General features: G+C 57.1%; 21 protein-coding genes. 3 read left to right on the top strand and 18 right to left on the bottom strand.

The genetic code is table 11. The features are described 5' to 3' along the window. Window positions 1–16 precede the first annotated feature (16 nt). The gene (locus tag ABYM29_RS03640) at window positions 17–2,443 is read right to left on the bottom strand and encodes a TonB-dependent receptor (RefSeq protein ID WP_372862235.1); all 2,427 of its coding nucleotides are present in this window, start codon (window positions 2,441–2,443) and stop codon (window positions 17–19) included. A gap of 102 nt (window positions 2,444–2,545) precedes the next feature. Further along, window positions 2,546–4,975 (bottom strand): hypothetical protein, encoded by a 2,430-nt coding sequence (locus tag ABYM29_RS03635; RefSeq protein WP_372862233.1) that lies wholly within the window; start codon window positions 4,973–4,975, stop codon window positions 2,546–2,548. A 122-nt stretch (window positions 4,976–5,097) separates the two neighbouring features. Between ABYM29_RS03635 and ABYM29_RS03630 the strand changes: the two genes are divergently transcribed. Next, window positions 5,098–5,742 (top strand): TetR/AcrR family transcriptional regulator, encoded by a 645-nt coding sequence (locus ABYM29_RS03630; RefSeq protein ID WP_372862231.1) that lies wholly within the window; start codon window positions 5,098–5,100, stop codon window positions 5,740–5,742. Here the strand turns inward: ABYM29_RS03630 and ABYM29_RS03625 are convergent. The 5 genes from ABYM29_RS03625 to ABYM29_RS03605 form a co-directional block, all read right to left on the bottom strand. Further along, window positions 5,711–6,649, bottom strand: a complete 939-nt coding sequence (locus ABYM29_RS03625; RefSeq protein WP_372862229.1) for an FAD:protein FMN transferase — start codon at window positions 6,647–6,649, stop codon at window positions 5,711–5,713. The genes ABYM29_RS03630 and ABYM29_RS03625 overlap by 32 nt on opposite strands. 10 nt (window positions 6,650–6,659) lie before the next feature. Beyond that, window positions 6,660–7,862: a DUF3570 domain-containing protein gene (locus ABYM29_RS03620; protein ID WP_372862226.1), complete on the bottom strand. Its 1,203-nt coding sequence runs from the start codon at window positions 7,860–7,862 to the stop codon at window positions 6,660–6,662. 13 nt (window positions 7,863–7,875) lie between these two features. Then, window positions 7,876–8,094, bottom strand: coding sequence for a DUF4266 domain-containing protein (locus tag ABYM29_RS03615; RefSeq protein WP_372862224.1), 219 nt, complete (start codon window positions 8,092–8,094; stop codon window positions 7,876–7,878). Then, on the bottom strand, window positions 8,091–8,606 hold the full coding sequence (locus ABYM29_RS03610) for a TlpA family protein disulfide reductase (protein WP_372862221.1): 516 nt from the start codon (window positions 8,604–8,606) through the stop codon (window positions 8,091–8,093). The genes ABYM29_RS03615 and ABYM29_RS03610 overlap by 4 nt, the downstream gene beginning before the upstream one ends. Window positions 8,607–8,717: 111 nt before the next feature. Next, the gene (locus ABYM29_RS03605; protein ID WP_372862219.1) at window positions 8,718–9,074 is read right to left on the bottom strand and encodes a YibL family ribosome-associated protein; all 357 of its coding nucleotides are present in this window, start codon (window positions 9,072–9,074) and stop codon (window positions 8,718–8,720) included. 162 nt (window positions 9,075–9,236) lie between these two features. Here ABYM29_RS03605 and ABYM29_RS03600 point away from each other — a divergent pair, with 162 nt between their 5' ends. Next, a complete protein-coding gene (locus tag ABYM29_RS03600) occupies window positions 9,237–9,518 on the top strand; it encodes a YebG family protein (protein ID WP_372862216.1) in 282 nt (93 codons plus the stop codon). Window positions 9,519–9,569: 51 nt separating this feature from the next. On the opposite strand, the gene ABYM29_RS03595 is transcribed toward ABYM29_RS03600, so the two are convergent. Together ABYM29_RS03595 and ABYM29_RS03590 are read right to left on the bottom strand one after the other, a co-directional pair. Beyond that, complete coding sequence (locus ABYM29_RS03595) at window positions 9,570–12,665, bottom strand: efflux RND transporter permease subunit (protein ID WP_372862214.1); 3,096 nt, start codon at window positions 12,663–12,665, stop codon at window positions 9,570–9,572. Next, on the bottom strand, window positions 12,655–13,761 hold the full coding sequence (locus ABYM29_RS03590) for an efflux RND transporter periplasmic adaptor subunit (RefSeq protein WP_372862211.1): 1,107 nt from the start codon (window positions 13,759–13,761) through the stop codon (window positions 12,655–12,657). The genes ABYM29_RS03595 and ABYM29_RS03590 overlap by 11 nt, the downstream gene beginning before the upstream one ends. A 110-nt stretch (window positions 13,762–13,871) precedes the next feature. Between ABYM29_RS03590 and ABYM29_RS03585 the strand changes: the two genes are divergently transcribed. After that, the gene (locus ABYM29_RS03585; protein WP_372862209.1) at window positions 13,872–14,489 is read left to right on the top strand and encodes a TetR/AcrR family transcriptional regulator; all 618 of its coding nucleotides are present in this window, start codon (window positions 13,872–13,874) and stop codon (window positions 14,487–14,489) included. Here ABYM29_RS03585 and ABYM29_RS03580 read toward each other — a convergent pair. The 9 genes from ABYM29_RS03580 to folC all read right to left on the bottom strand — a co-directional run bounded on the left by ABYM29_RS03580 (window position 14,477) and on the right by folC (window position 24,184). Beyond that, window positions 14,477–15,007, bottom strand: coding sequence for a mechanosensitive ion channel domain-containing protein (locus tag ABYM29_RS03580; protein ID WP_372862206.1), 531 nt, complete (start codon window positions 15,005–15,007; stop codon window positions 14,477–14,479). The genes ABYM29_RS03585 and ABYM29_RS03580 overlap by 13 nt on opposite strands. 12 nt (window positions 15,008–15,019) lie before the next feature. After that, window positions 15,020–16,975, bottom strand: a complete 1,956-nt coding sequence (locus ABYM29_RS03575; RefSeq protein ID WP_372862203.1) for a DUF3488 and DUF4129 domain-containing transglutaminase family protein — start codon at window positions 16,973–16,975, stop codon at window positions 15,020–15,022. Continuing rightward, complete coding sequence (locus ABYM29_RS03570) at window positions 16,959–17,936, bottom strand: DUF58 domain-containing protein (RefSeq protein WP_372862201.1); 978 nt, start codon at window positions 17,934–17,936, stop codon at window positions 16,959–16,961. The genes ABYM29_RS03575 and ABYM29_RS03570 overlap by 17 nt, the downstream gene beginning before the upstream one ends. 1 nt (window position 17,937) lies before the next feature. Continuing rightward, complete coding sequence (locus ABYM29_RS03565; protein ID WP_372862198.1) at window positions 17,938–18,864, bottom strand: AAA family ATPase; 927 nt, start codon at window positions 18,862–18,864, stop codon at window positions 17,938–17,940. Continuing rightward, window positions 18,854–20,062 (bottom strand): O-succinylhomoserine sulfhydrylase, encoded by a 1,209-nt coding sequence (locus ABYM29_RS03560; protein ID WP_372862195.1) that lies wholly within the window; start codon window positions 20,060–20,062, stop codon window positions 18,854–18,856. The genes ABYM29_RS03565 and ABYM29_RS03560 overlap by 11 nt, the downstream gene beginning before the upstream one ends. 14 nt (window positions 20,063–20,076) lie before the next feature. Continuing rightward, entirely contained in the window at window positions 20,077–21,597 is a 1,521-nt protein-coding gene (gene purF / locus ABYM29_RS03555; RefSeq protein ID WP_372862193.1) for an amidophosphoribosyltransferase, read from the bottom strand. A gap of 32 nt (window positions 21,598–21,629) precedes the next feature. Then, a complete protein-coding gene (locus ABYM29_RS03550; RefSeq protein ID WP_372862191.1) occupies window positions 21,630–22,151 on the bottom strand; it encodes a CvpA family protein in 522 nt (173 codons plus the stop codon). Window positions 22,152–22,217: 66 nt separating this feature from the next. Continuing rightward, window positions 22,218–22,892, bottom strand: coding sequence for an SPOR domain-containing protein (locus ABYM29_RS03545; RefSeq protein ID WP_372862189.1), 675 nt, complete (start codon window positions 22,890–22,892; stop codon window positions 22,218–22,220). Next, the gene (gene folC, locus ABYM29_RS03540) at window positions 22,892–24,184 is read right to left on the bottom strand and encodes a bifunctional tetrahydrofolate synthase/dihydrofolate synthase (RefSeq protein ID WP_372862187.1); all 1,293 of its coding nucleotides are present in this window, start codon (window positions 24,182–24,184) and stop codon (window positions 22,892–22,894) included. Before folC ends, ABYM29_RS03545 begins: the two co-directional genes overlap by 1 nt. Window positions 24,185–24,189 lie beyond the last annotated feature (5 nt).

Genomic DNA, 24,189 nt, shown 5'->3' with positions numbered 1-24,189 from the left:
AATTGCGGCGCGGCAGTCAAAACTGCGCCTTAATGCTGAGCCCCAATTGACGGGGTTCATTCAAATAGGCATTGAACGAGCCCTCTTGCACCGGCATGGCAAAATAGATAGTGCGATAGGTGACATCCGTGCAGTTCTTGCAAAACACGCTGACATCCAGCTCCCGCTCAGCAAAATGACGCAGGCCAAGGGTTACATCAAACAGGGTATAGGGCCCCTGGGTCGGCTCATCGGCAGTATCCGGGCTGGCCCAGTGCTCACCGCTGTAGGACGCTGAAATACGCCCGTAGCCCGCCAGCGACGCGGTGATCGGTTGCTCGTAACTCACTATCGCCACGGCAGAGAGTTCTGGCGCCCGCGGAGTTTGACGACCATCGAGGTGGCGAATCGTCTCGGGGGCATCGCCGAGGTCTGAAAACTCGGCCTCTAGCCAAGTCACACTTAATTCCGTACGCAAGCGATCACTTAACTGCACGGTATTCTCCAACTCCACCCCGCGCGATGTCGCCTCACCCGTGTTGCGGGTAAAGAAATTAAAACCGTTAAAGAAGTTGATTTGCAGATTTTCGTAGACCGTATTAAACAGCGCGATATTGGTTTGCGCGCGATTCTCCCAATAGCGCGCCTTCAGCCCAAATTCCCAACTGGTAGCATGCTCGGGTTCATAGCGCTTGTTATTGAAATTATCTGCCTCCTGGAACAGGTTAACCGCGCCCGACTTATAGCCCTTACTGAACGTCAGGTAGGTCATTACCTCCTCAGCCACTTGGTATTGACCCGATACCGTGCTGGTTAGCACGCTGTCCTCGTACTCTTCATAGAAACTTGGCGAGTTGTAAATACCGAATAGATCCAGCGCATTGCGCGGTGTATTGGCATCACCAGAGGGCGGCGTCCCCGCCGCCCCCGTCGCCACAATGGCGCGCGCCAGCTCCGAGTCGTACCAATACAGCTGATCGTAGCCGCCATCCTTTTGATCGATGCTGTAGCGCAGCCCCGCCACCAGCGTCCAGCCGGCCTCAAACTCCGTTTGGGTATGGATAAACGCTGCGGCACTGCTGGCCTGCTGGTAGTAGCCATCACTGATAATTTTCTCACCCTCAGCGGGAAACAAGTCAAAACCCCGAAACCCCAGCGGCACACCAATCATACTCAGCAGCGTGGTGCAGCCGGCGGTCATCCCCGGCGGCCGGCACACCGGCGCCGTGTCCGCCGGCAAGCCAAGCACCTCAGGAATAGCTCGGGTCGTGCGGAAGCTGGCGTAGTTATTGGAATCGGTGTCAGCAATGAAATCCCGCACACTGCGGTAGTCTTCCTCCGAATAGTAAAGGCCAACAACAACATCGACCGGCCCCAGGTTCGTCGCCGCATTAAACTCCTGTGACCAGAAATCGATCTGCGTGGGCTCATTGATCATCAGGATATGGGCTGGACCAAAATCGGCATCACCGCGCAGCTGTTCATCGCGAAAGCGACGCAGGCCGGTGACCGACTTCAGCTCGACATCGCCAAGCTGCCAGTCCAGCTGCCAACTGAGGCCGACATCCTCGCGGTGCTCTTCAGAATCCGCATTATTGTTCGTCAAGCGCTGATCTTCGGCATTGCGGTCAGTATAAAAATCAAGGCCGCGCAGATTGGCATAGTAAGTCAGGTCCTCAGTAAGAGGCCCACTGAGCACTTGCACACTGCCCCAGCAACAACCGGCATCGGATTTTGCGTAGTCGACAATCAGCCAGGATGACAAATCTTCGTTAAGCTCAAACAACCACTGCAACTTGCTGCTTATGCGATCTGTTTGATTGTAAGTACGACCATTCTGCTGACGGCTGCGCAAAAAACCGTCTTGATCGTTGCTGACCACGGACAACCGTAGCGCATGGCGATCACCCAGCGGAAAATTTATCGCCAGCGCCGCATACTGCTTGTTAAAACTGCCGGCCAGCAGCTCGCCGCTAGCCGAGAATCCCTCCACGCTGGGGCGACTGCTGTTTAGCGACAGCGCACCCGCCACGGTGTTTTTCCCAAACAATGTCCCCTGGGGCCCACGCAGTAGCTCCAGCCGGCCAATATCATTCATATCCTGCAGTGCCATGGCCGAGCGAGAGCGGTACACGCCGTCGATAAATACCCCCACCGCCCCCTCAAAGGTGCGGCCATTACCCACCGTGCCAATACCGCGAATTTTTAAACTGGAGTTTTGCGAACTCTGACCAGTATCAAAACTGACACTGGGATTGATATCAGTCAGGTCAGAGGCATCAAACACCCCCGCCGCACGCATCGCCTCCGAAGACATTGCGGTAATGGCAATAGGCACCTCCTGCACGCTTTGACTGCGCTTTTGCGCGGTGACAAGCACCTCCTCCAACTGACTGCTGTGTGCTGGCAGCGCCAAGCCCAGCAACACCGTCAAGCTCAGTCTACCAAAACTGCTAAACCGCATACGCCTCCCCTCAGCGACTCGCTCGTCGCTGCCATGTCGTTTTTATTATTACTACGCTACCGTTAGCTGCTGGGCGCCGGCACTGCCGACGCCCCCCGCGGCTCAAAGGGTTTTGAGATATTCGATTATCGCTCGGCGCTCGGCCTCGCTCAGCACATCGCTAAACACATGCCCGGCGTTGCTGTTGCCCAGCATGCGACTGTCGAAAATCAGTCGCTTATCCACCGCCTCCGGCGTGGGGTCCTCGATAGAGACCGGTGCCAACCAGTTGAAATTGCTTTTCAAAAAGCCCTCCACCATCTGCATAAAGCTGGGGCCACTGGCATCAATCGGGTTGCAGTTGTACTCCGCCGAGCCCGGCATCTCATCACAGCGCAGAGCGCTGTGCTTCCAGCCCAGCGCCTGCGGGTCATAGGCGCTGGCAAAGTCCTGGTCGAAGCCGGTGACCGGACCGAGCGTGCGCAGCTGCCGCTGCCAAATAGCCGGGCGCTTACTGCTATCTAGCAGCGCCTCTACCGTCGGCACCGAGCCATTGTGTAGATACGGGGCCGTCGCCCAAACCCCATACAACGGCGGCGCTTGGTAGCCAATCACGCCCTGTTCCCACCCGCAGGCACCCTGGGGACGCATAGCGGCAGGAAAATTATCGTCTGCAGCCTCGGTAACAGGGTCCTTCTCTTCCGGCGGCACGTAAAGCGCAGAGCCCTCTGGCGAACCCCAGTAACTGGAGCCAAAGATCTCGCGTAAGTAGGGCGACAAATTATCGGCCCTTGCGCTGTCGGTACCGATGGTGGCCAGTGGCGAGATGTGGGCAGCCATGCCCTCTAAAGCAGGGTCCTCCAAAAATGCCGGGTCGTTAACATAGCGCGGAGAATAGGCGCCGTGACAGCTGGCGCAGCTGCCGTTACCCCCCTCCGGGCGCGGCGCGGCACTGTTGCCCTCTTCCGCCCAAAGATCTTTGGTGTGAAACAACACCGCGCCCTGCTCAGCAAGCGCCTGATCGATGCCAGCCGGCCAGGCCGGCGACACCGTGGACAATATATAGGCGGACACATCTTGGTCGTGAGCTTCCACCACATGCCGATAAGTTACGCCATCAAAGGTCTCGGGGGTGAGCGAGCCGGCCGCCATCACAATGCGAGTCGCGTCGACCGACTGCCCGGCATCAAAAAACTTGCGCGCACGGTGGCTGTAATTCCACCAGGGCGGGGTATCCTGCGCCTGGGCGGTAGGGTGATCAAGGTCTGGGCCCTGACTTAAGGTCGCCTTTAAGGGGTTGGGTGCCAAGCCCAGGGTGTCGTTGTCGAGCAACATGGCCAGCAGTTCAAAAGCGCCCACCGCGTTATTGTGACCGCGCTGTTTAACCCCGAGATTGAGTAAGGCTTCCATACTCAGATTCCCGGTATTGACCGGAATCCCCAAGTCGCGCAGCGGTGAATTGTCGGCCCCCATCATAATAAAATCGATGTTGGCATTGCCCAGACCAAAACTCTCGCGCTTGATCAGCAGGCCGTCTGGCGATTCGACCTGTCCGCCATGACACTGAAAACAGGCCACTGTGCCAATACTATTGCTCCAGCTACCATCACTGTTTTTCAACAGCCGATAACCGGCGGGCAATCGCCCCGAGCCGCCGTTGCTGGTATTGGGGTCTTCGCCCGGTAGTGGGTAGGGGTTGTGGTAGTCCACCGCATTTACGCCGTAGCGCAGGGTGAACATCTCATCGAAATTTTCCGGCCGGGAGTCCAGGCCCCACGATTGCCAGGCACTGTTAAACTCGGCCACGCTCATCTGACTCAGGCCGCCCTCAGCAAGACCCTCGGTCAAGGCGAAATACCCGCGGTCGCGGCGCTGACGATACTCACCACAGGTCTTGGCATTTTGTTCGGGCTCGTCGAGCGCCGCCTGGCACTCTTCAAACCAGGCATTAAAATAGACCGCCCGTCCCTCGTTGCGACCGGGCACAATCGTAGCGCGCGGATCCACCGGCAGTGGCTCACTATCCGGTTTGCCCTCACAGGCGACCTCGTAGCGATGACGCGCGCGACTGCTACCAAGTAACGGCAACGGCGGCTCAACTGTGACCCCCGCATCGAAATCGCAGTTGTCAGGCCGATCCCAGCAAGCGAGCAATTGCAACATTGCCCCATAGGCCGCAGACGCCGGCGGCCAGGGCGTGCCACCACTGTGGCCCACACCGCTGTCACTCACTTCACGCAGCAGTACACTATCGGCCACGCCACCGCCCAAGGCCTGCCAGGCCTGCTGTAACCGCAGGTAGTCGTCGCCACTGTCGGCGCTTAACTGCAAACGCCGGCCCTCATCGGTATCCGCAACACCGCCCTGAATATGGCAGGTTCGACAAAAATCCATACTCGACTGCAGCGAGGAGACAAAAAATTGCTCTGCCGTCTGCGGCTGACTGCTGTCAACACCGCCATCACTACTACCCTGTGGCGTTCCGTCAGAGGAACCGCCACAGGCTTGCAGTAATATTGCCAGTATCAAGAACTGAATGTGGAGCTTGATCATATCAGGGAGCCTCTATTGTTATTGTTTCCCGACTGTTACTGCCCGCATTTACATACTTATGTACGCTTTTGTTTCAATTTGTACTCTTGTATGGTTTCCGCGTCAAGTGCTAAGCTTCGCTCATGCATCATTCTTCTGTAAGCACCACCATCGCCCGCCCTCCCCAGCAAGCCCGTGGTCGCGAACGCTTCGAGAAAATATTGTCCGCCGCCCAACAACTGCTGCTACAGCGCGGACTCAGCGATTTTTCCATTCCCGAGCTGGCCAGTACACTGGGCTATACCCGCACCAGCATCTACCACTTTTTCCCGACGCCCTACGCCCTGCTCAATGAATTGACACGGCGCGCACTGGAGGAAGTCGAATTACAAGTCGAGCAGGTCAGCCAAAACATTGAAGGCAAGAGCTGGCAGCAGGTGATTGAGGAAGTGTCGACGGTCGTCGCCAATTTTTACAATCAGCACCCTATCGCCAGCATTCTGATTCTCGGCAGCGTGGCCAGTAATGAAAGCCATCAGGCAATGCAATTGACCATTGTTCACCTGGGGCGGCACGTTGATAAGCTGATGAGCGCGGTGAATATCAAGCTGCCCAGCGAAAACCCCGACGCCAAAGCCCTGACAGTAGAACTGGGCACCGCTTGCCTGCGGCTGTCCTACTTTTTACACGGTAACATTACCCCTGAATATCGCCGAGAATGCGCCAATGCGATGATCGGCTATCTCGAGCGCGTCATTACTCAACAGTCGGTGAAGCAAGCCCCATAACACGGTCTTCAGGGCAAAGACTGCCACCGAGATCACCGCCCTGAGTCACCCACAAATGCGCCAGCGATAAGTCCTGCAACCACTGCCGCCCCGCAGCGACGCCTTTTAGCATGGCCACCGTCGCCCCTGTGCCCGCCAACAGACACAGTGGCGCCACCACGGACACGGAAGCGAAGCTATCGGGCTGTGGCCAGCCCGTATTGGGATTCAGAATGTGGCAATAGCGTTGACCGTCAACCAGCATATAGCGCTGGTAATCACCGCTAGTGGCCAAACCACCCTGCTGCAAAGCCAAGGCGGCAGTCGCGCGCTCCGGGCAACGTGGATCGCGAACCCCCACCTGCCAGGCTCGACCATCCGGATGCGGACCCAGCGCATGAATATCGCCACCCAACTCCACCAGCCCATGGACAATGCCCTCGGCCTTGCAGACCCGCGCGGCACAATCTGCCGCATACTCCTTGCCAAAACCGCCAAAATCCAGCTGCATGCCCGGCGTCGGCAATGCGATCTTCGGCGCCTGCCAGTTGACCTTGTGCCACCCCACCAGGGGCAGCAGTGCTTCGAGCAAGGCGCCGCTGGGCAGGTTTGCGGACTGGAAATCCCAGGCTCGCCGCAAGACCCCCGAACTGATATCAAACAAGCCGCCGCTCTCTCGGTAAGCGGCATCGGCGTAATTCAACAGCCCCGCCGTTTCGTCGTCGACCGACACGACCCGGCCGCCGGCGGCAGCGTTAATTTCGCTGACGATGCTATCGGCACGATAGCGTGAGTATTTATGTTCAATGCGCTGCACCTCAGCTATGGCAGCCCTAGCCGCGCGCTCAGCCTGACGCGGGCTGCTCGCATACAGTCGTAACTCACATGGCGAAGCCATCGCAGTAAATGAAAAGTAGAATAATTTCATTGCAGTTGGATCACTGCCAGCGCCAGCGCATACCCAGGGTAAGCATATCGAAATCGACCAGCGCCGGGTTCTCAACTTGCACGTCTTCTAGCGCATACTTTGCACTCGCGCGATAGGACTCCCAATCCAGGCTCAGGGTCAACTCGTGCCAACTTTTACTTAATGCCAGGCGATAACTGACAGCGCCGTAGGGCGACAAGCGGTAATCCGAAGAACCGTAGCCGTCGTCGCGACCGGTAAAAAAATACGGCGCGTAAAAAAATGCTTGGCTCTGACTGTAATAGCGCAGTGAGGGCACTAACTGCCAGCCGCCAGGCAAATTTTGGTACCAAGCCACATCAATAGTGTGCGACGCCAACTGCCAGTCGTCATCGAAATAGCGATAATCCAGGTGCAGGGCCGCATTGGCCGGCACAGCAAAATAGCGCAGCTTTGCTTCCGCAGTGAACGCTTCACGCCGATCCGGCCGCGCATCAGGCAAGGCGTTACTTTGATCGACAACCCAGTATTTTTTATAGGGGTCAGACAGGTAGCCATCGTGCAGTGCATAGCTGAGGCCCAGCTGCAGGGCAGTATGCTCGTTAACAAGTTGCGTCACACTGCCAAACACATTGGCGCTAGTTTTATCGGCGCTATCGATGCGATCAGCCATTGACTTGCCATCCGTTGGGCTCAGGGCATCATCGCTATAAGCTATCCCGCCGCTCAACGTAGTCTGTTGACCGGGCAAATCGTGATCAACCGACAGGCCGACATTGGCGGCCCGGTAGTCGTTTTCGTCGGAATAACCACCGACGACCGAGGCCACTGTACGACTGCTGAAATAGCGACTTACCGTCACCTGCACATCTTTGCGCTGTTCCCTGATACTGGCGCCACTCATTACCTGAATCGGGCCGTTGTTGCCCGGCATCACAAACCACGGCGAGGCGCCGCTCATGGTTTCATAACTCAGATCAACAGCGAGATCGACGCGCTCTCCCAGGGGCGCCACATAGCGAAGTAAGTGGCTGTCAATGTCATAACGAGAGGTCGTGCCACCCGCGACATCCTCAGCAGCCATATCCGCCTCGCGATAAGCCGAAAACTTGTAATCCAGAGAGGCCTCGCTGGCCGGCGCTAAAGCCGCCAACTCACTGATCATCCCCGGAATCGTTAATGCGGCAGCTGTCAATCTGCGCAGCGCCTTCCCCGTGTTGGCGTCATCACTCATCACGTTCCCTCGGTTAATTACAACCGCAGCCGCCGCCGCTCGCGCTGGCGCCACCACTACTGGCTTCCTTGCTAAAATATACATGCCCACGCTGGTTGGCCAACTGTACATCCGGCTGCCAGGCCATCTCCGGTCGCGCCAGATAGTCGCGCTGCCAAGGCTGCACCGGGCTAACTGCCGAGCACGCACACAGCGCAACGCTCAGTACCAGCACGCCACACACACGCATCATATCGCCCCCTCTTGTGCTAACAACTGAGTAATCATCGCCCTGAGCTGCTCCGCATCCCCGGGGCGAAAACCCTCGTGAATATGTTGAACACGGCCCTGGCGATCCAACAAAAATGCCGTGGGCATACCCTTAACCCCAAACAGCGCGGGCAGCTCGCGCTTGGCGTCATAAACAACGGGGTAATCAACAGGGCGCCGCTGCAAGAACTTCAGTGCCTCACTGCGATGGGCATCCACATTCACTGCAATGACGGCAAAGCCCTTCTCGCTAAAATCCCTATACAGGGTGTTTAACTGCGGCAGTGATAAACGGCAGGGGCCGCACCAGGACGCCCAAAAATCCACATAGATTACCTGGCCGCGGTACGCGCGACTGTCTAGCTGTGCAGGTGACTCGGCTTGCAATGGCGCGAGGCTAAACGACGGCGCCAATTGCCCCAGCTCCAGGGAAAAACCCCGGCTACTGGCCATTAGCACGACAACAACAAAGCCCGCAGTGATTCGACGGAGCATGGCAACTCGACTCTTTTTATTATAATTCCAGCGAGATTACCCTAATATTTGCTAGCTCACTACTGTCCTGACACGCCCAGTGCTGTTCAAGCGCGCCACGACGCCATTTATCTAAAAGGCCTTGGGCGCGTAGCCCGTCACCTCGCTCAGCCCCATTTCCCGCCCCAGCGCCGTAAGAGGGTGGACAACAACTAGACCTCTCACCGACTTTTTCAGCTTGCCCATATCCGCCTGTTCAGCCTTAGTCAATGGACGGTGAAAGGCCAGCTCTTTGAGGGCTTCGGCCTTGCTGCCATTTTGCCGCGAACGCTGCCCCTTGATACTGGCAAGGCGCTTTTCCAAGGTGAGGATTTCTTTGTCAAATTGCAGCACTATCAGTTTATCGTCGCGCACTATCGCCGCCTGGCGCTTGCGGCGCAGCACATCGAGTTTATTGTTCAACTGCTGGATCTCTTTGCTCAAATTCACCACATAATCTCCGCGGGACAGGGGACGCCGGAGTACAGTTCCAGCCATTGCCGCGCAGTGTAACAAATGCACCGCCCTGGCACCCCCATATCAGACGCGGCACTTGCAATAAAAACTGTACATATATACAGTTACAAAAAATCACAACGTTAGAGGTGAACCATGGCGGTAGTAGCCAAGTGGATGTGCGACAGGGACAACACGATGTTTGACAGTAAAAAAGACGCCGATGCCTACGACAAAATGCTGGAACTGGCAGAGCAGTTTAGCGCTTTGCTGCAACGGGAAATTCCGGGCGTCGACGATAACAAGGCCGAAGAATTTGGCATTCTACTGGCGAAAAACAAAGACAGCCTCGTGCAAGCCTGCAAGGGCAAGGTTGAAGTCCTGGAAAGTCTCGGCAGCGAGCCCTCCAGCAATGTCCAAGCCATTGCTGGAGCCTGACCGCCTGCAGTTTTCCGCTATTCCCACAGCCCGGGCTGCAGGAATAGCGCACTACAGCGGCGCAACCTCTACATCGCGCCGCTCGGCCTGGCGCTCCTCTTCCGCAAGGCTGGGGAAATACTTCATCAGATAAGGCCGGCGAAGAATCAAAAACGTGGTCGGCACAAATATCAGTGACAGTATCGTGGTCAGCACCGTACCCCCTGCCAATACCACGGCAAACGGTGGCCAAAACGTCCCCTCGGCCACCAACAGTGGCACCAAACCTGCCACCGTGGTGAACGTCGTCGAGGCTATATGGCGCGTGCAGTCCGACACGGTCTCCACGATCTCCGCGCGGTTGCCCGCCATCGCCAGTGGCGAGGCTTTTAATTCGGTAAGAATCACAATGGCGGCGTTTACCGCCAGCCCCATCAAGCCCATCAAACCAATGATTGCCGTAAAGCCAAAGGGATAGCCAGACAGCCACAGACTCAGCATACCCAAGCCGGCTGACTGAAACGCTACCGCAAACACCAGCGCTGACAAGCGGAATGAATTAAAAGCCATCACGACAGTGACAATGAGCAGCACCATAATAATGCCAACACTGCTCATCAACTTGCCCACCGCGCGATTGCGGCCCTCGGCTTCCCCCCCCACGTCCAGCTTATAGCCCGCCGGCACCACAAAGTTGTTTGCCTCCAGCGAAGCACGCAGCGCATTGAGTACCGTGGCCGGCAGTACGCCATCGCGAATATACACCTCAACCTTATTCATGCGCTGGCCATCCCGGCGAGTGATCTGCGCCTGAGCCGGTCGTAATTCGGCACTGGAAATGGCCGACAGAGGGCGCGCACCAGTAGGTAAGATCAAGGGAAACGACAGGAAACGGTCAACACTGGTCTCTTTGACACCGGCGCCGGATACCCGCACCGGTAACTGCTCACTGCCATCGAGTAAACTGCTAGTCACCAACCCGTCAACACTAGCTGCCAGCAAGCTCGAGACATCCCGCAGGCCTACCTGACTGCGCTGCGCCTCGCTTTCCTCCACATCCAGCCACAACTTGGGCACGACCTCGCCCAAAGAGTCACGCACATGCACAACGTCGTCTAATTCCAAGGCGGTGCGCCGCACTTCATCACCCAGGCGTTTCAACTGCTCGATATCACTGCCATAAAGCCGCAATTCAACGGGGGCGATGGTCGGCGGCCCCTGCCCCAGCCGACGGACAATCGGCTGGTACTCTGGGAATGCACTATCGAGTTCGCGCTGCAATACCGCCACCAAGCGGTTAGCAACCATCGGGTCACTGACCGTGGTCATCGCTTGGGCGTAGTTCGGCATGCCATCGCGATTATCGAGCAGATTGTAGTAAAACGATGGCGCACTGCGACCGATGAACCAGTGTAGCGCCTGCACCTCCGGGTGAGAATTAATGACCTCGGTCAGTCGCTCTGTGGCGCGCTGAGTTTCACGAATGCCGGTGCCAGCCGGCAGGTAAACCTCAATATCGATCATATCCCGGTCCGATGGCGGGAAAAATTGCTCGGGCAAACCGCTGGCCAAAACAAACCCAAAAATCGGCAAAACGCAGCACAGCAGTGCCACGCGACGCGGCGCCATCAATGCGCGGCTAAGCAGACGCCGAAACCACAAAGCGAGCGCCGGCGAGGACATCCCCGACTTTTGCTCGGCCGACAGCCAGCGACCGGCAATCGGGGCGATAATAAACAGGGAGATCAGCCAACTGCCCAGCAGTGCATAGATCACCGAGTTTGCCAGCGGGCCAATAAACTCTCCCGCCGACCCCGGCATCAGCGCTATCGGCATAAAGGTCAACATCGTCGTCAGTGTCGAACCCAGCAGTGCCACCCACAGATGCTTAAACGCCTTGACCGAAGCCGCAATGGGCGAATATCCCGACTCTCGGTAGCGACGCACCATATCAACGACCACGATGGCGTTATCGACCATAATCCCCAATGCGACAATCAAACCGGTCACCGACATCTGGTGAATCGGCAGGCCGCTAAAGTGCATACAGGCCAGCGCATACAGCATGGTCAATGGCAATGACAGCGCGACAATCACCGCTGAACGCCAACCCAGGGTAAACAGCAAAATTGAAAAAATAAACAAGAAGCCTAGAGCGATATTGCCCACCAACTCCGCGAGCCGGGCACTGGTATAGCGCTCCTGAGAAAACAACTCATCAACCACAATTTCCTCAGGCAGATTGACCGCAAAGCGCTGGATTTCGCCGAGCAACTCCGCGGCCCAAAGGTCGCCGCGGACGCTTGGCAACATGCGCACGGCAATGGCAATCGCGCGCTCGCCATCAATCACCGTAATCTCTTTGGGAACTACAGGCTCCCCGCGATACACTTCGGCAAGGTCTTGCAGTTGCAGCGAGCCGCCTTCCGCCAAGGTCAACAGCGGCGTGCGACGAATGCGCTCCAACTGATCAAAGCCGCCAAATAGCTCCACTGGCAACCGCTGTTGGTCGCTGACCAATTCACCCGCCGCACTTTTTGCGTCGCTATTGGCCAACAACGCCGCCACCGACGGCACATCCAGGCCCACCGCACCGGCCTTAATCACATCGACCTTAACCTGTACTTCCTCAGCCGGCACGCCCCATAACTTGACAATATCAGTGCCGTGCAGATTGCGCAGTTCGCTAGCCAGTTCCTCGGCGTAACGCCCCATACGCAATAAATCGGGCTCACCATCCCCCTGCCAGCGAACACTACCTATCCAGGTGAAAGCATAATTGCGCTCGTGATCCAATTGCGGAGGCGACGCGTCGGCGGGCAAACGCTTGCCCGCTTTCTCCAACTTGTCGCGCACCTCTGACCACAAGCGATCGGTGTCGGCCGGTTTTACTTCGTCGGCAAACTCAATACTGATTGCCGCCACACCGGACTTCGCCGTGGCGACAATATGACTGATCTCCGGAATACTGCGCAGCTCTGTTTCAAGCGGTTTAACAATCAGTGTTTCCACTCGCTCGGCACTTGCACCGGGCATACTGGACAATACGATACCGTGACGATTGCCAAATCGAGGGTCTTCTAGACGCGGCAAGGTCGCCACTGCCGCCAAACCCGCCACTAGGATCAGAGCGATACCCAGCGCGATGTAGCGAGGGTTATTCAGCATCGACAAGCACCTCGTCATCGCTCAGCATTACCCGAAGTCCCGGCGCCAAACGATGGGTTCCCGCCACCACCACACGATCACCGTTTTGCAGTGCTCCATCGACGTAGACTTGGCCCTGATACTGGTACAGCGGCTGCACCGAGCGCTTGCGCAGATGGTATTCACCCTGGCCGTCGACACTCACCTGATAGACCGCCCAGGTGCCGCGCACGTCACCCAACAAGGCACTCATCGGCAGCCAAAAACCCTCGCGTTGACGGTTTTCAGGCAAAATAAGGTGCACCGTTTCACCGTCGACCAACGGCGTTTCGGCGGGCAATTGCACGCGTATGCTGCGAGTCTGCGTACGCCAATCAAGGTTGCGCGATACCGACAGCAGCTTCACTGTCCATAGTTGCTGACCACGGCGAATTAGCAGTTCCTGGCCCAACACCAAGTCGCGTCCCAACTGATCCGACACGCCAAATACGGCTTCACTACTCCCCGTTTCAACCAGCTGCAGCACTGCCTGACCTGCGGCCACAACAACGCCCTCTTCTATCGTCAGCGCGGCGATTTCACCGGAAAACGGCGCCAGTAACCGCGACTTTTGCAAGCGCAATTCATTGCCCTTCAGCTTTTCTTCAACTTGCTTGAGCTGGGCGCGAGTACTTCGCAAGCGACTTTTCAGCTCATCCATCTGACCCTCTGAGACATATCCCTTGTCCGACAGCGAGTTGTAGCGCTTATAATCACGCGCCAGTTGCTGAAAACGTGCACGCACCTCACGACTAGCGGCGCGCAATTCGCCCTGTTCAATGTCCAAAGCTTCGGTGTCCAACTCCGCCAGCAGCTCACCTTTCACAACTGACTGCCCATTGACGACCTGTAAACGCCGAACTTTACCCGTTAACTCAAAGCCGATATCCGCCCGCTGGCTACCCACCACACGCCCGGCAAACAAGCGCTGCACCTCATAACCCGCCTGCCTTTCCACCCTTTCACTTTTCACCGGATGGGGGCTGGCCTGCACCAAGTCGGCGACGGCCATTAGCAGTAAGCAAAGCAGCGGCAACACCGGCGACAGTAGCTTGCAAGGAAAGTGCGGGAACAACATGGCGAAGACTCTAAGTGGACTACACAGTCCAGAATATATTGAAAACAGACTAGACTGTCCAGTCTATTTTGGTTACGGTAATCACTGCAGCGTAGACTAAGGTGTTGGACGTGGGTCAAGAAAAAAATCGCGGACGCAGTAAAAGTGAAGAAAAGCGCAGCCTGATTATCAGTGCGGCCGGCGATTTGTTCATGGAGCAAGGCTATGAAAACGTCAGCATGGACGGTATCGCCAAACTCGCAGGTGTCTCCAAACAGACGCTTTACAGCCATTTCGGCAACAAAGAACAACTATTCAGCGCAGCCATTGAGAGCAAATGCGAGGAGTACCAGCTCGATGGCAGCCTGGACAACAACCAGCGAAACTGCCGGGAAAACCTGGAATACTTCTGCGAGCACCTAGCCCAGTTAATCGCCAGTCCAGAAGCCGTACAAGTTCTTAAAGCCTGCGCAACCGAAGCGGGCCGCTCTAACGTGGGCAAGCTCTTTTGGGAGGCCGGGCCGGCGAAAATCCGCCTGCAGCTACACGAGTTTCTCAGCAAACAGCAGCAACTGGGCATCTTGCAGATCGATGATATCGACCAAGCCTGCAGCCAACTGATTGCCATGCTTCACGGCGAGGCTCACACCTGTACCTTATTGGCCCTGCCCTGCTCCGAGTCCGGCAGTAATTTGCGCGACTACAGCCGCTCTTGCGTAGATATGTTTTTGCGCTACTACGAAGTCTGAGTATCCGCCTCGTCCGGCTTCTTGGGAGCCACCCAGCCCGGGGGTAACTTGATCACCGGTTTCTGTAACAACGCGCTATTAGGGTAGGTAATCGTGCCGCCATCTTCGCGGCGAATCAGCACATGAAAGGAGGCAATCTCGACAATTTCACCGGAAATGTCTTCATCGGCATCAACCACTTTTACACGGTCTCCCACCCGATAGGGAAACGCGAAAAAAATAATCACCCCTGCAGTCAAATGGCTGAGTATCGACCACTGGGCAAACAGGGCAATACCGATTACCGCCAGTACTGAACTCAGAAAAATATACACCTGGTGGTAGCCCAGGCCGAGCACAAAGCAAGCCGCCAACACCGATAGCAGCACCATCGAGAAATTCAGCAACTTGCGCACGGCAAAAACGCGGCGCGCAGCAATACGCCGGCTCTCAGAAAAATCATTGATCAAGCGGTTGAGCGCATCGTTGAAATACACCAGTGCCGCAATCACCGCCACCGCCAATACAACCTTCAACATACCTACATCCTCTTACTTGGCAGCCTTGCGCGGCCGACGCAATTTGCGCAGCTTTGCCAGCTGCTCTGCCGTGCTGTCTGCACGGTAATAACAGCGCTCGAAACACTCATACATTTCGCCAAACCACGCTGCCCAGCGCGGAGCTTCACACTGCACTCTTGTCAAAAACGCCGCCGCCGTTTCGCCCTGCTGTTGCCGCAGGCCGGTGCGCCGTGCCAGCGCACGACAGGCCGCCAGATAATAACGCAGCGCGGGCTCAGGGCGTGACAACAAACTGGGACCCAATACCGACAGCGCGACGACGGCCAGTGGCAGCGCCACACAGATCAGTAGCGCCAACAACATACGCTTCACATTAATTTCGCCGAGCAGCGACGATAGTACGCCAGTTTGCGACTCACTATCGTAGTTCAACACCCATTTTGCCCAGGCGTAATTAACGCTGTCGAGATAAAGGCGAAGATCCCGCGCCCAACTGAAATTACGCAGCGAAAACGGCGAGCCCGCCAAAAAACCCAGCTGATCGCGCAACAGCAAGTCGGCCCCCAAGGCAACGCGATCCGGCGCGACAGTCTGAGTGGGATCGATACGCTGCCAACCCACACCGTCTAACCACACTTCGGCCCAGGCGTGGGCGTCACTCTGATGCACCAACAGGTAATTCTCGCTGTCGTTAAACTCTCCGCCCTGATAACCCACCACGATCCGCGCCGGCACCCCCGCCGCACGCATCAAAAATACGAAGCTACCGGCGTAGTGTTCACAGAAGCCTTGCAGGCTGTCAAAAATAAAATCATCAACATTGTCACGCCCCAACAGCGGCGGCTTCAATGTATAACCAAAGTCACCTGTTGCAAAAAAATTAAGCGCCGCAGACACCCGCAAGGCAGGCTCGGCATACTGCTCGCGCCACCGCGCCGCCAGCGCCCGCGCCCGGGGATTATCCTGGCCACTGAGCCGCAAGTTGCGGCGCAACAACTCGGCGTCCGCCTCCAGGCGCGGTTGATCAAGGGCACTGCGCACGTGATATTGCAAGCGACCGGTGAGCGGTGACGATGGCAGCCATTGATAGCTACCGGCATAATAAATGTCGTCGCGGCGCACATTGCCCACCGCCAAGGTGTACAGCCAGTTATGTACCCCCGATTCCAAAGTCACCGTGTAGTCTATTTGGGGGCCGCTGAGGGGCCCGGCTGTGGGCCTGCGCCAACCCCGCAGCCGATCAACGGTCCAGTGCCCATCGCGGTAATGCTCCAAGACCAAGCCCCGCCAATAGCGCTGCGCTGGCGCCGGCGGCAAGCCGTCAAACGTCACTCTAAACGCCAGGGCCCCGGACTGACTCAGTTCAGCGATATCGCCAAACCGCAAGCTGTCGGACATAGCGGTCTGGGCTTTTACGCTCGGCAGCGGCATCGACCACAATGGCCCGATACGCGGAAAAACCAAAAACAGGAAGAGCATCAACGGCAGCGCCTGCAACAGCATGACCGCAGCCAAACGCAAGCTGGCTAGCGCCGCCGGACGTTGGCGATACATCGCCTGCTGGGCAAGCAGTAAAATCAGTACTTGTAGCGTAGCCACGAACAGGGCGGAAATTTGCTGTTCGAACAAAAAACGGCAGGCGAGCACGAAATAACACAGCAATAGCACTAGCCAGCGATCACGGCGGGTTTTCATCTCGATTAATTTCAGCAACACCGCCAGCACCAGTGTCGCCACCATCGGCTCCAGCGCCAGCCACTGACGATATTGCAGATAGATACCCAGTACCGACACGGTCACCAATCCGACCTTGACCACCGCACTTGGGAACGGCCAAGCCGCACTGATAATCTGCCAATACCACCAGGCGAATAGCGCCCATACCGCCACCATCCACAGAGGAATAATTGGCATCAGCGGGACAATTACCGCCAACTGGGCCAGCAACAGCCACTTAACGGCGTAGCCCTCACCCCCGCTCGCCACAAGCCCCCCCCGGGAACAACGCCAGTTCGCGCAATACCGCCGCCAAGTGCGCAGGCCCGACACCCGCGGCGACAGTGACCGCCGGCAACCGCAGCGAGAATGACAAGTCGCGTCGGTCACATTCCAAAGCCCAGGCGCACAAGGTGCTCAGACGGTCCTCCACCCCGAGATCCCCGAGACTCTGCCAATCGAGTATTAACTCCTTGGCATGACTTTGCTCATAGCGCTTGCTGTACAGACCCTGCCCCTTGGCGTAGGCCTTCCAGAAAATACGGCGCGGCGACTCGCCCACCCGATAACGCTCAAAGCCACTGAATTCTTCACTGTCAGCACGCACATCCAAGGCGTAACCTTCGCCGTCGTCGCCAGCACTTTGCAGCGGCCGCAGCAGCTTTGGTTGCGGGTAGACCAAACACTGCCAATTCAATGCCGGCATCGCCCAGCAGCGCAGGATCCCCAAAGGGTAGTCCGAGCGCAATTGCAAGCGCCCAGGCTGCAAACGACCGCGTTGGCTAGCCGGCCATGCCAAACGCAATTCCGCCCCCTCCCCGGCACTTTCCAATTCACAGAGCTGTCGGTGCTGCCCCATGAAACGCAGCTGTAACTGGTAGCGCGGCCGCCGGCCCGATTCAATGTGCAAATGAAAGTGGGCGGTATCGCCCGCAAACACCGGTTCACTGGCGCCCGCGCGCAGCCTCAGCCCGGACAAATTGATATAGGTGTGCAGGATCGCTACCAAGAAAACACCAAATAGACCAAAGCAAAAGGCAAACACCAGGTTATTTTGGTAATTGATGGCCAACAACAATAGACCCAGTAGCATCACCGAGAATGCGCCACCGGCGGTGGAGAGAAAGATAAATATCGTATTCTGCCGCAGGGTAATCTCACTGCGCGGCGGGTTGCGCTGATCCAGCCAAGCTTCGAAACGCCTCCGCACGGCGGCCCGTAAAGCGCTCACCCTAGATCAACACCGAAACCTGGGAAAGCATTCTCGTCACCAGCTCAGCGCCATCGGCATTGCTATCAGCGGCCGCTTGCAAGCGGTGCGCGGCAACCGGCTCTAACACCGCTTGCACATCGTCCGGCAGGAGATAGTCCCGCCCCTCAAGCAAGGCCCAGGCCTTGGCACACTGCAGCAGCGCAAGTGCCGCGCGTGTAGACAAACCAAAGGCGATCTCCGCATCCTGGCGACTAAAAGCGATAAGGCGCTGCATATAACTCAGCACGCTGGCACGCACTTCCACCTTCTTTACGCGCTCGCGCAAGCTCAGAATCAACTCCTCACTCAACAGCGCCCGAAGTTGCCCCAACTGTTCTCTTGGATCTCCCCCTTCCAGTAATTGCCGCTCCGAACGCTCGTCAGGGTAGCCCAGCGAAATACGCATAAGAAATCGATCTAACTGGGATTCCGGCAGTGGAAAAGTGCCCGACTGGAACCAGGGGTTTTGTGTCGCCATCACAAAAAATGGCCGCGGCAGGTCCCGGGTTTCACCTTCAGTAGTCACCCGGCCCTCAGCCATCGCTTCAAGCAGTGCGCTCTGTGTTTTAGGGCTGGCACGGTTGATCTCGTCCACTAGCAGAAACTGGGTGAAAATAGGCCCGGGGTGAAAGTGAAAGGCGTTGCTGTTGCGATCAAAAATGGAGACACCGAGGATATCCGAGGGCAGCATATCGCTGGTAAATTGCACGCGCCGATAACCGAGCCCGGTTACCGCTGCGAACGCCTGCGACAGTGTCGTTTTACCCACTCCGGGTAAATCTTCGATCAGCAGGTGGCCGCCGGCGAGCAAGCAACACAACGACTGCTGAATCTGCCGCTCCTTGCCCAGCACGATCTTGCCAATTTCTGCACTGGCCGCGCGCAGCAGCTCCAGTTCAGACTGCATCAATCCCCCTTTGCATATCGGCTTTTAGATCGCGAATATCTTCCAGTCCAACTGCGACACGAATCAGCGTATCACTAATTCCCGCCTGCTCACGCTGCTCTGGGCTCAAGCGCCCATGGGTGGTAGTCGCCGGGTGAACAATAGTGGTTTTGGCATCTCCGAGATTCGCCGTAATCGACACCAGGCGTGTTGCATCAATAAACCGCCACGCCGAATCGCGATCCCCACGTACCGTAAAGGACAGCACGCCGCCAAAGGCCTGCTGCTGACTCGCAGCCAAGGCGTGCCCCGGATGGCTGGGCAGCCCCGCGTAAAACACCCGCTCTATCGCCGGCTGCGTATCCAGCCAAGTCGCCAGAGCTAGGGCATTGTCACTGTGCGCGAACATGCGCAAACGCAGAGTCTCCAAGCCCTTGAGAAAAACCCAGGCATTAAACGGGCTCATACTTGGCCCAGCGCTGCGAATAAATCCCAGCACCTCGTCCATCTGTTCGCGCCGACCGACTACCGCTCCGCCGACACAACGCCCCTGACCATCCAAATACTTCGTGGCCGAATGCACGACAATATCGGCGCCCAATTCAAGCGGTCTCTGTAAGGCTGGCGTACAAAAACAATTGTCTACGACTAACAAACAGCCGCTTTCCTTGGCCAGGGCAGACAGTGCCTTAATATCGGCAATTTCCGCCAGGGGGTTAGAGGGCGACTCGAGAAACAGCAGTTTCGTGTCAGGCCGAATCGCCGCTCGCCAAGCGTCTATGTCAAGTGGCGAGACAAAGCTGCTACTGACACCAAGCTTGGCCATATATTTGTTCAGCAGAACGGTGGTTGTACCAAACACGCTGCGCGAACAAACAATATGGTCACCACATTGCAACAGCGCCATACAGGTACTTAGAATCGCCGCCATACCTGAAGATGTAGCCACCGCGGCTTCCCCGCCCTCCATCGCCGCGATACGCTCCTCAAAGGTACGCACTGTCGGATTGGTGTAACGCGAATAAACATTGCCGGCTTGCTCGCCAGAGAAGCGCGCGGCGGCTTCCTCCGCCGAGGCAAAAACGTAGCTCGATGTCGTAAAAATCGGTTCGCTGTGTTCCCCTTCGGCACTGCGGCGCTGACCCGCGCGCACCGCCTGCGTATCTAATTGCGCATCGCGCAGCACCTGGCGGCGCTGCTCTTCGTAATCCTGGCTCATCGGCATTGCTCCATTCAGGACACGTCGTTATGCAGACCAACCAATGCGCCGTCACCCGAGGCAGCATTGCGCACACTCTGCTGGCTGTCATTGCGGTCGGCGGCCAACTTATCAAGATATGCTTGATCCACATCACCGGTGACATAATCGCCGTCAAAAACCGCGCAATCAAAAGTATCAATATTCGGGTTGCCCTCGGCAGAGCACTCAACCAAATCTTCAAGGTCTTGGTAAATCAGCCAGTCGGCACCGATTTCTTGCTGTATCTCCTCGACACTGCGGCCGTGAGCAATCAGCTCTTCCGCTGAGGGCATATCGATACCGTAGACATTAGGGTAGCGCACCGGCGGCGCCGCCGAAGCAAAATACACCTTGCGCGCACCGGCCTCCCTAGCCATCTCGATAATTTGCTGGCAAGTGGTGCCGCGCACGATGGAATCATCCACCAGCATCACATTCTTGCCCTTAAACTCCAGACCGATGGCATTGAGCTTCTGTTTTACCGATTTTTTGCGAGCGCTCTGACCGGGCATAATAAAGGTTCGGCCAATATAGCGATTTTTCACCAAACCCTCGCGAAATTTCACCCCCAATACCGAGGCCATCGACTGCGCCGCAATACGGCTGGAATCGGGGATAGGCACTATCACATCGATATCGTGATCGGGGCGATCACGCAGTACTTTTTCAGCTAATCGCTCACCTTGACGCAAGCGCGACTTGTAGACTGACACGCCATCCATAATCGAATCGGGCCTGGCGAAGTACACATGCTCAAAAATACAGGGGCGACAGTGGCTTTCCTCCGCGCACTGCCGCAGAGTAATCTCACCAGCATCACTGATGTACACCGCCTCGCCAGGCGCCACGTCAGCCACCAATTTAAAACCCAACGCATCCAGCGCCACGCTCTCCGAAGCGAGCATATATTCCTTGCCTTCAGCGCTGTCACGGACTCCGTAAACCAACGGCCGAATACCATTGGGATCACGAAAACCGACCACCCCGTAGTTCGCAATCATCGCCACCACGGCATAACCACCACGACAGCGCTTGTGGACACCTGCGACAGCAGAAAAAATATCATCGTCACTGGGGACTAACTTGCCGAGCTTTTGCAATTCATGGGCAAACACATTGAGCAGCACTTCCGAATCCGACTCGGTATTGAGGTGGCGCAAATCCGATTGAAAAAGCTCCTGAGACAGCTGCTCGGCATTCGTTAAATTGCCGTTGTGCGCCAGGCTGATGCCATAGGGGGAGTTAACGTAAAACGGCTGCGCCAGTGCGGGGCTAGAACTGCCCGCCGTCGGATAACGCACATGGGCAATACCCATATTCCCCAGCAAGCGCTGCATATGCCGCGTGTGAAACACATCGCGCACGAGGCCATTGCCCTTGCGCTGATTAAGCCGGCCATCCTGGCAAGTGACTATGCCGGCGGCGTCCTGGCCGCGGTGCTGGAGTACAGTCAGGGCATCATAAAGATCCTGATTGACGTTGCGTTTGGCGACGATGCCAGCGATACCACACATGCAGCCCTACCTCTTGTTGCATATCGGTTAGATTAGCGGTGAGTGTCCCACAAAGACGACACCCACCCTACGAGATCACTAAAACTTTGTTCTGACCAGTCCCGCATTAACAGGAACTCTGGAATCAACTTGGATTGCTGCCACCACAGGTCGTTTTCTATACCGGCAAGCAGTGACGGCAGCAACACCAAAGCCGCCAACACCACGATCATGCCCCGGGTGGTGCCAAATATCATACCCAGCAAGCGATCGGTTCCACTCAAGCCACTGCGTTTAACCACTTCGGCGATCAAGTGGGTCGCCAGGCTTCCCAGCACCAACGCACCGGTAAACAGCAGAACATAGGCGAGAATGTCACGAAGGTAGATTTTATCGACCAGCGGCTCCAGCACCGCCACCATTTGCTGGTGGAAGGCAACGGCAATAAAAAACGACACCGCCCAGGAAACCAAGGACAGGGCTTCGCGAACAAAGCCGCGCAGCAAGCTGATCAGTGAGGAAACGACGACAATGGCGAGAATGGCCCAGTCAGCCCAATTAAAGCTCGTCAGCACCGCTTGCGGCTCCAGGAATCTGTAAAGGAGCGAATTCTACCAAGCTGAGCCTTCCAGCCCAAGCCTTTATCCTTCAAAGCGGCTGAGTATCGACTTTAATGCAAAGCGACGGTTAATTTCGACCCGCAACGCCTCGGCGCGCTCGCGGTTCAAAGCAGGCCCCACTAACACCCGGTAAAGGGTGGTACCTCGGCGCTCAACCTTCTCGCTGTAGGCCTTATAGCCACTCTGGCGCATCCGCTCCACCAGCTTGTCAGCGTTGCTCTGCTGCCCGAAACTGCCACACTGTATCACCCATGCAACCGGCAAGCCCCTGGCCTCGACACTGGGCTCAGCCGGCGGCACCGGCTTAGACTCTGCCTCGGGCTTAGACTCTGCCTTGGGCTTAGACTGAACCTCAACAGTAGCGACTTTGGGCGCCGGCGCAGCAGCGCTCCTTTCCTTCGCCTCCGACGGCGGACTGGCGGCAGCTTTGACGCCACTGCCATTAAAGCGCCCACCATCATCCTCTTCATCCAGCTGCGCGACCACCGGCTGCGGCTCGACAATAGGCGCCAACGCCGACGGAATGCCTTCTGGCTGTTGTGGCTCGACATCTTCTTGCAAGTCGATACGCGGCGCCACGGGAATTTGTGAAGTGCGATCCAGCTTATATTCTGCCGGCCCGGTAAACAGCAGCGACCAAAGAATAACCCCGCCACAGAGCAAAACCAGGGTGCCCACCAAACGCTGTCTCATCATCAGTGCAAGCTCTCCACAAAAGCAGTTGCCGGCATAGCCTGCATCGCTGCTGCTACCGTAAAAAACGAGCCAAATACGACCAGGCAATCATCTGCCTTCAGCTCAGCGCGAATAGCCGCCAGCGACTCGGCAAGTTCCGACGGCTGCGACACCGCCGTCTCTGCCGCGCCCGCCGCAAGCAGGTGTTCGCGCAACACACCTGGCGCCATTGCCCGCGGAACACCCGGCAACGGCGGCAAATACCAATGATCAATACGAGCTATCAAGGCCGCCAAGCTATCGGCCACGTGCTTATCGGCCATCACCGCAAACACCGCCACGACCTTCCCTGTTGGCGGCAACTCAGCGAGCTGCTCAGACAAATGGGCCAGTGCCGCAGGATTGTGAGCGACATCTAACAATAAACCATGCTCGCGCAGCTGCAGGTACTCACCACGGGCAGCGATGCGCACCGCCGTCAAGCCCTGACGAATGGCCCCTTCATCCACTGGCAGCGACAACAATTGCACAGCCTGAATGACCGTGGCAGCATTGTCCAGCATCACCGCAGGCAGGGGCAGTGCCGCTAAATGCGCATCGCCACCGGCATCACTACGACCACGCCAGTCCCAGCACTGGGCCTCACGAACAAAGTCAAAATCGACACCGCGCTGATAAAGCGGCAGCTGCAATGCCTCGGCAAGAGTGAGCACCGCCTCGCAGCGGCGTGGGTCACCAAACACCAGGGGCCTGCCGCGACGTGCTATGCCGGCCTTTTCCTTGGCGATCGCCTCCCTATCATTGCCCAACCAGGCCTCGTGATCGAGGTCTACCGAGCTAATAATCGCGATGTCGGCATCGACAACATTCACCGCGTCCAAACGGCCACCCAGCCCCACTTCCAACACCAGCACATCGGGCTGCGCATCGGAAAACAGCTGCAGCGCCGCCAGAGTACCGAATTCGAAATAACTGAGAGATGTGTCACCGCGAACGCGGTCAACCCGATCAAAGGCGGCCACCAGGGCCGCATCACTGACCTGTTGGCCATCGATTACCACGCGCTCGTTGTAGCGTAGCAAATGCGGCGAGGTATACGCCCCAACGCGGTAACCGGCGGCACTGAGCACCGCCGATAACAGCGCCACGCAAGACCCCTTGCCATTGGTACCCGCAACGGTAATTACCGGCATCGCCAACGACAGATTCATTTGCGCCACTACTGCGGCAACACGCTCTAAACCGAGGTCAATTTCGCGGGGGTGCTGCGCCTCTATCCATTGCAACCAGTCCTGCAATTGCACAAACCGCATAGGGC

This window comes from Spongiibacter sp. (assembly GCF_041602295.1).
Classification (GTDB): domain Bacteria; phylum Pseudomonadota; class Gammaproteobacteria; order Pseudomonadales; family Spongiibacteraceae; genus Spongiibacter.
The sequence above is the reverse complement of the archived record's forward strand: the minus strand, read 5'-3'. Positions and strand labels throughout refer to the sequence as shown.

Coding starts and splice junctions, on each gene's coding strand:
- ABYM29_RS03640 (WP_372862235.1), bottom strand. CDS start 2,443: ATGCGGTTTAGCAGTTTTGGTAGACTGAGCTTGACGGTGTTGCTGGGC.
- purF (WP_372862193.1), bottom strand. CDS start 21,597: ATGTGTGGTATCGCTGGCATCGTCGCCAAACGCAACGTCAATCAGGAT.
- ABYM29_RS03560 (WP_372862195.1), bottom strand. CDS start 20,062: ATGAGCCAGGATTACGAAGAGCAGCGCCGCCAGGTGCTGCGCGATGCG.
- ABYM29_RS03565 (WP_372862198.1), bottom strand. CDS start 18,864: ATGCAGTCTGAACTGGAGCTGCTGCGCGCGGCCAGTGCAGAAATTGGC.
- ABYM29_RS03630 (WP_372862231.1), top strand. CDS start 5,098: ATGCATCATTCTTCTGTAAGCACCACCATCGCCCGCCCTCCCCAGCAA.
- ABYM29_RS03635 (WP_372862233.1), bottom strand. CDS start 4,975: ATGATCAAGCTCCACATTCAGTTCTTGATACTGGCAATATTACTGCAA.
- ABYM29_RS03610 (WP_372862221.1), bottom strand. CDS start 8,606: ATGCTCCGTCGAATCACTGCGGGCTTTGTTGTTGTCGTGCTAATGGCC.
- ABYM29_RS03580 (WP_372862206.1), bottom strand. CDS start 15,007: ATGTTGAAGGTTGTATTGGCGGTGGCGGTGATTGCGGCACTGGTGTAT.
- ABYM29_RS03625 (WP_372862229.1), bottom strand. CDS start 6,649: ATGAAATTATTCTACTTTTCATTTACTGCGATGGCTTCGCCATGTGAG.
- ABYM29_RS03595 (WP_372862214.1), bottom strand. CDS start 12,665: ATGCTGAATAACCCTCGCTACATCGCGCTGGGTATCGCTCTGATCCTA.
- ABYM29_RS03600 (WP_372862216.1), top strand. CDS start 9,237: ATGGCGGTAGTAGCCAAGTGGATGTGCGACAGGGACAACACGATGTTT.
- folC (WP_372862187.1), bottom strand. CDS start 24,184: ATGCGGTTTGTGCAATTGCAGGACTGGTTGCAATGGATAGAGGCGCAG.
- ABYM29_RS03590 (WP_372862211.1), bottom strand. CDS start 13,761: ATGTTGTTCCCGCACTTTCCTTGCAAGCTACTGTCGCCGGTGTTGCCG.
- ABYM29_RS03545 (WP_372862189.1), bottom strand. CDS start 22,892: ATGATGAGACAGCGTTTGGTGGGCACCCTGGTTTTGCTCTGTGGCGGG.
- ABYM29_RS03615 (WP_372862224.1), bottom strand. CDS start 8,094: ATGATGCGTGTGTGTGGCGTGCTGGTACTGAGCGTTGCGCTGTGTGCG.
- ABYM29_RS03620 (WP_372862226.1), bottom strand. CDS start 7,862: ATGAGTGATGACGCCAACACGGGGAAGGCGCTGCGCAGATTGACAGCT.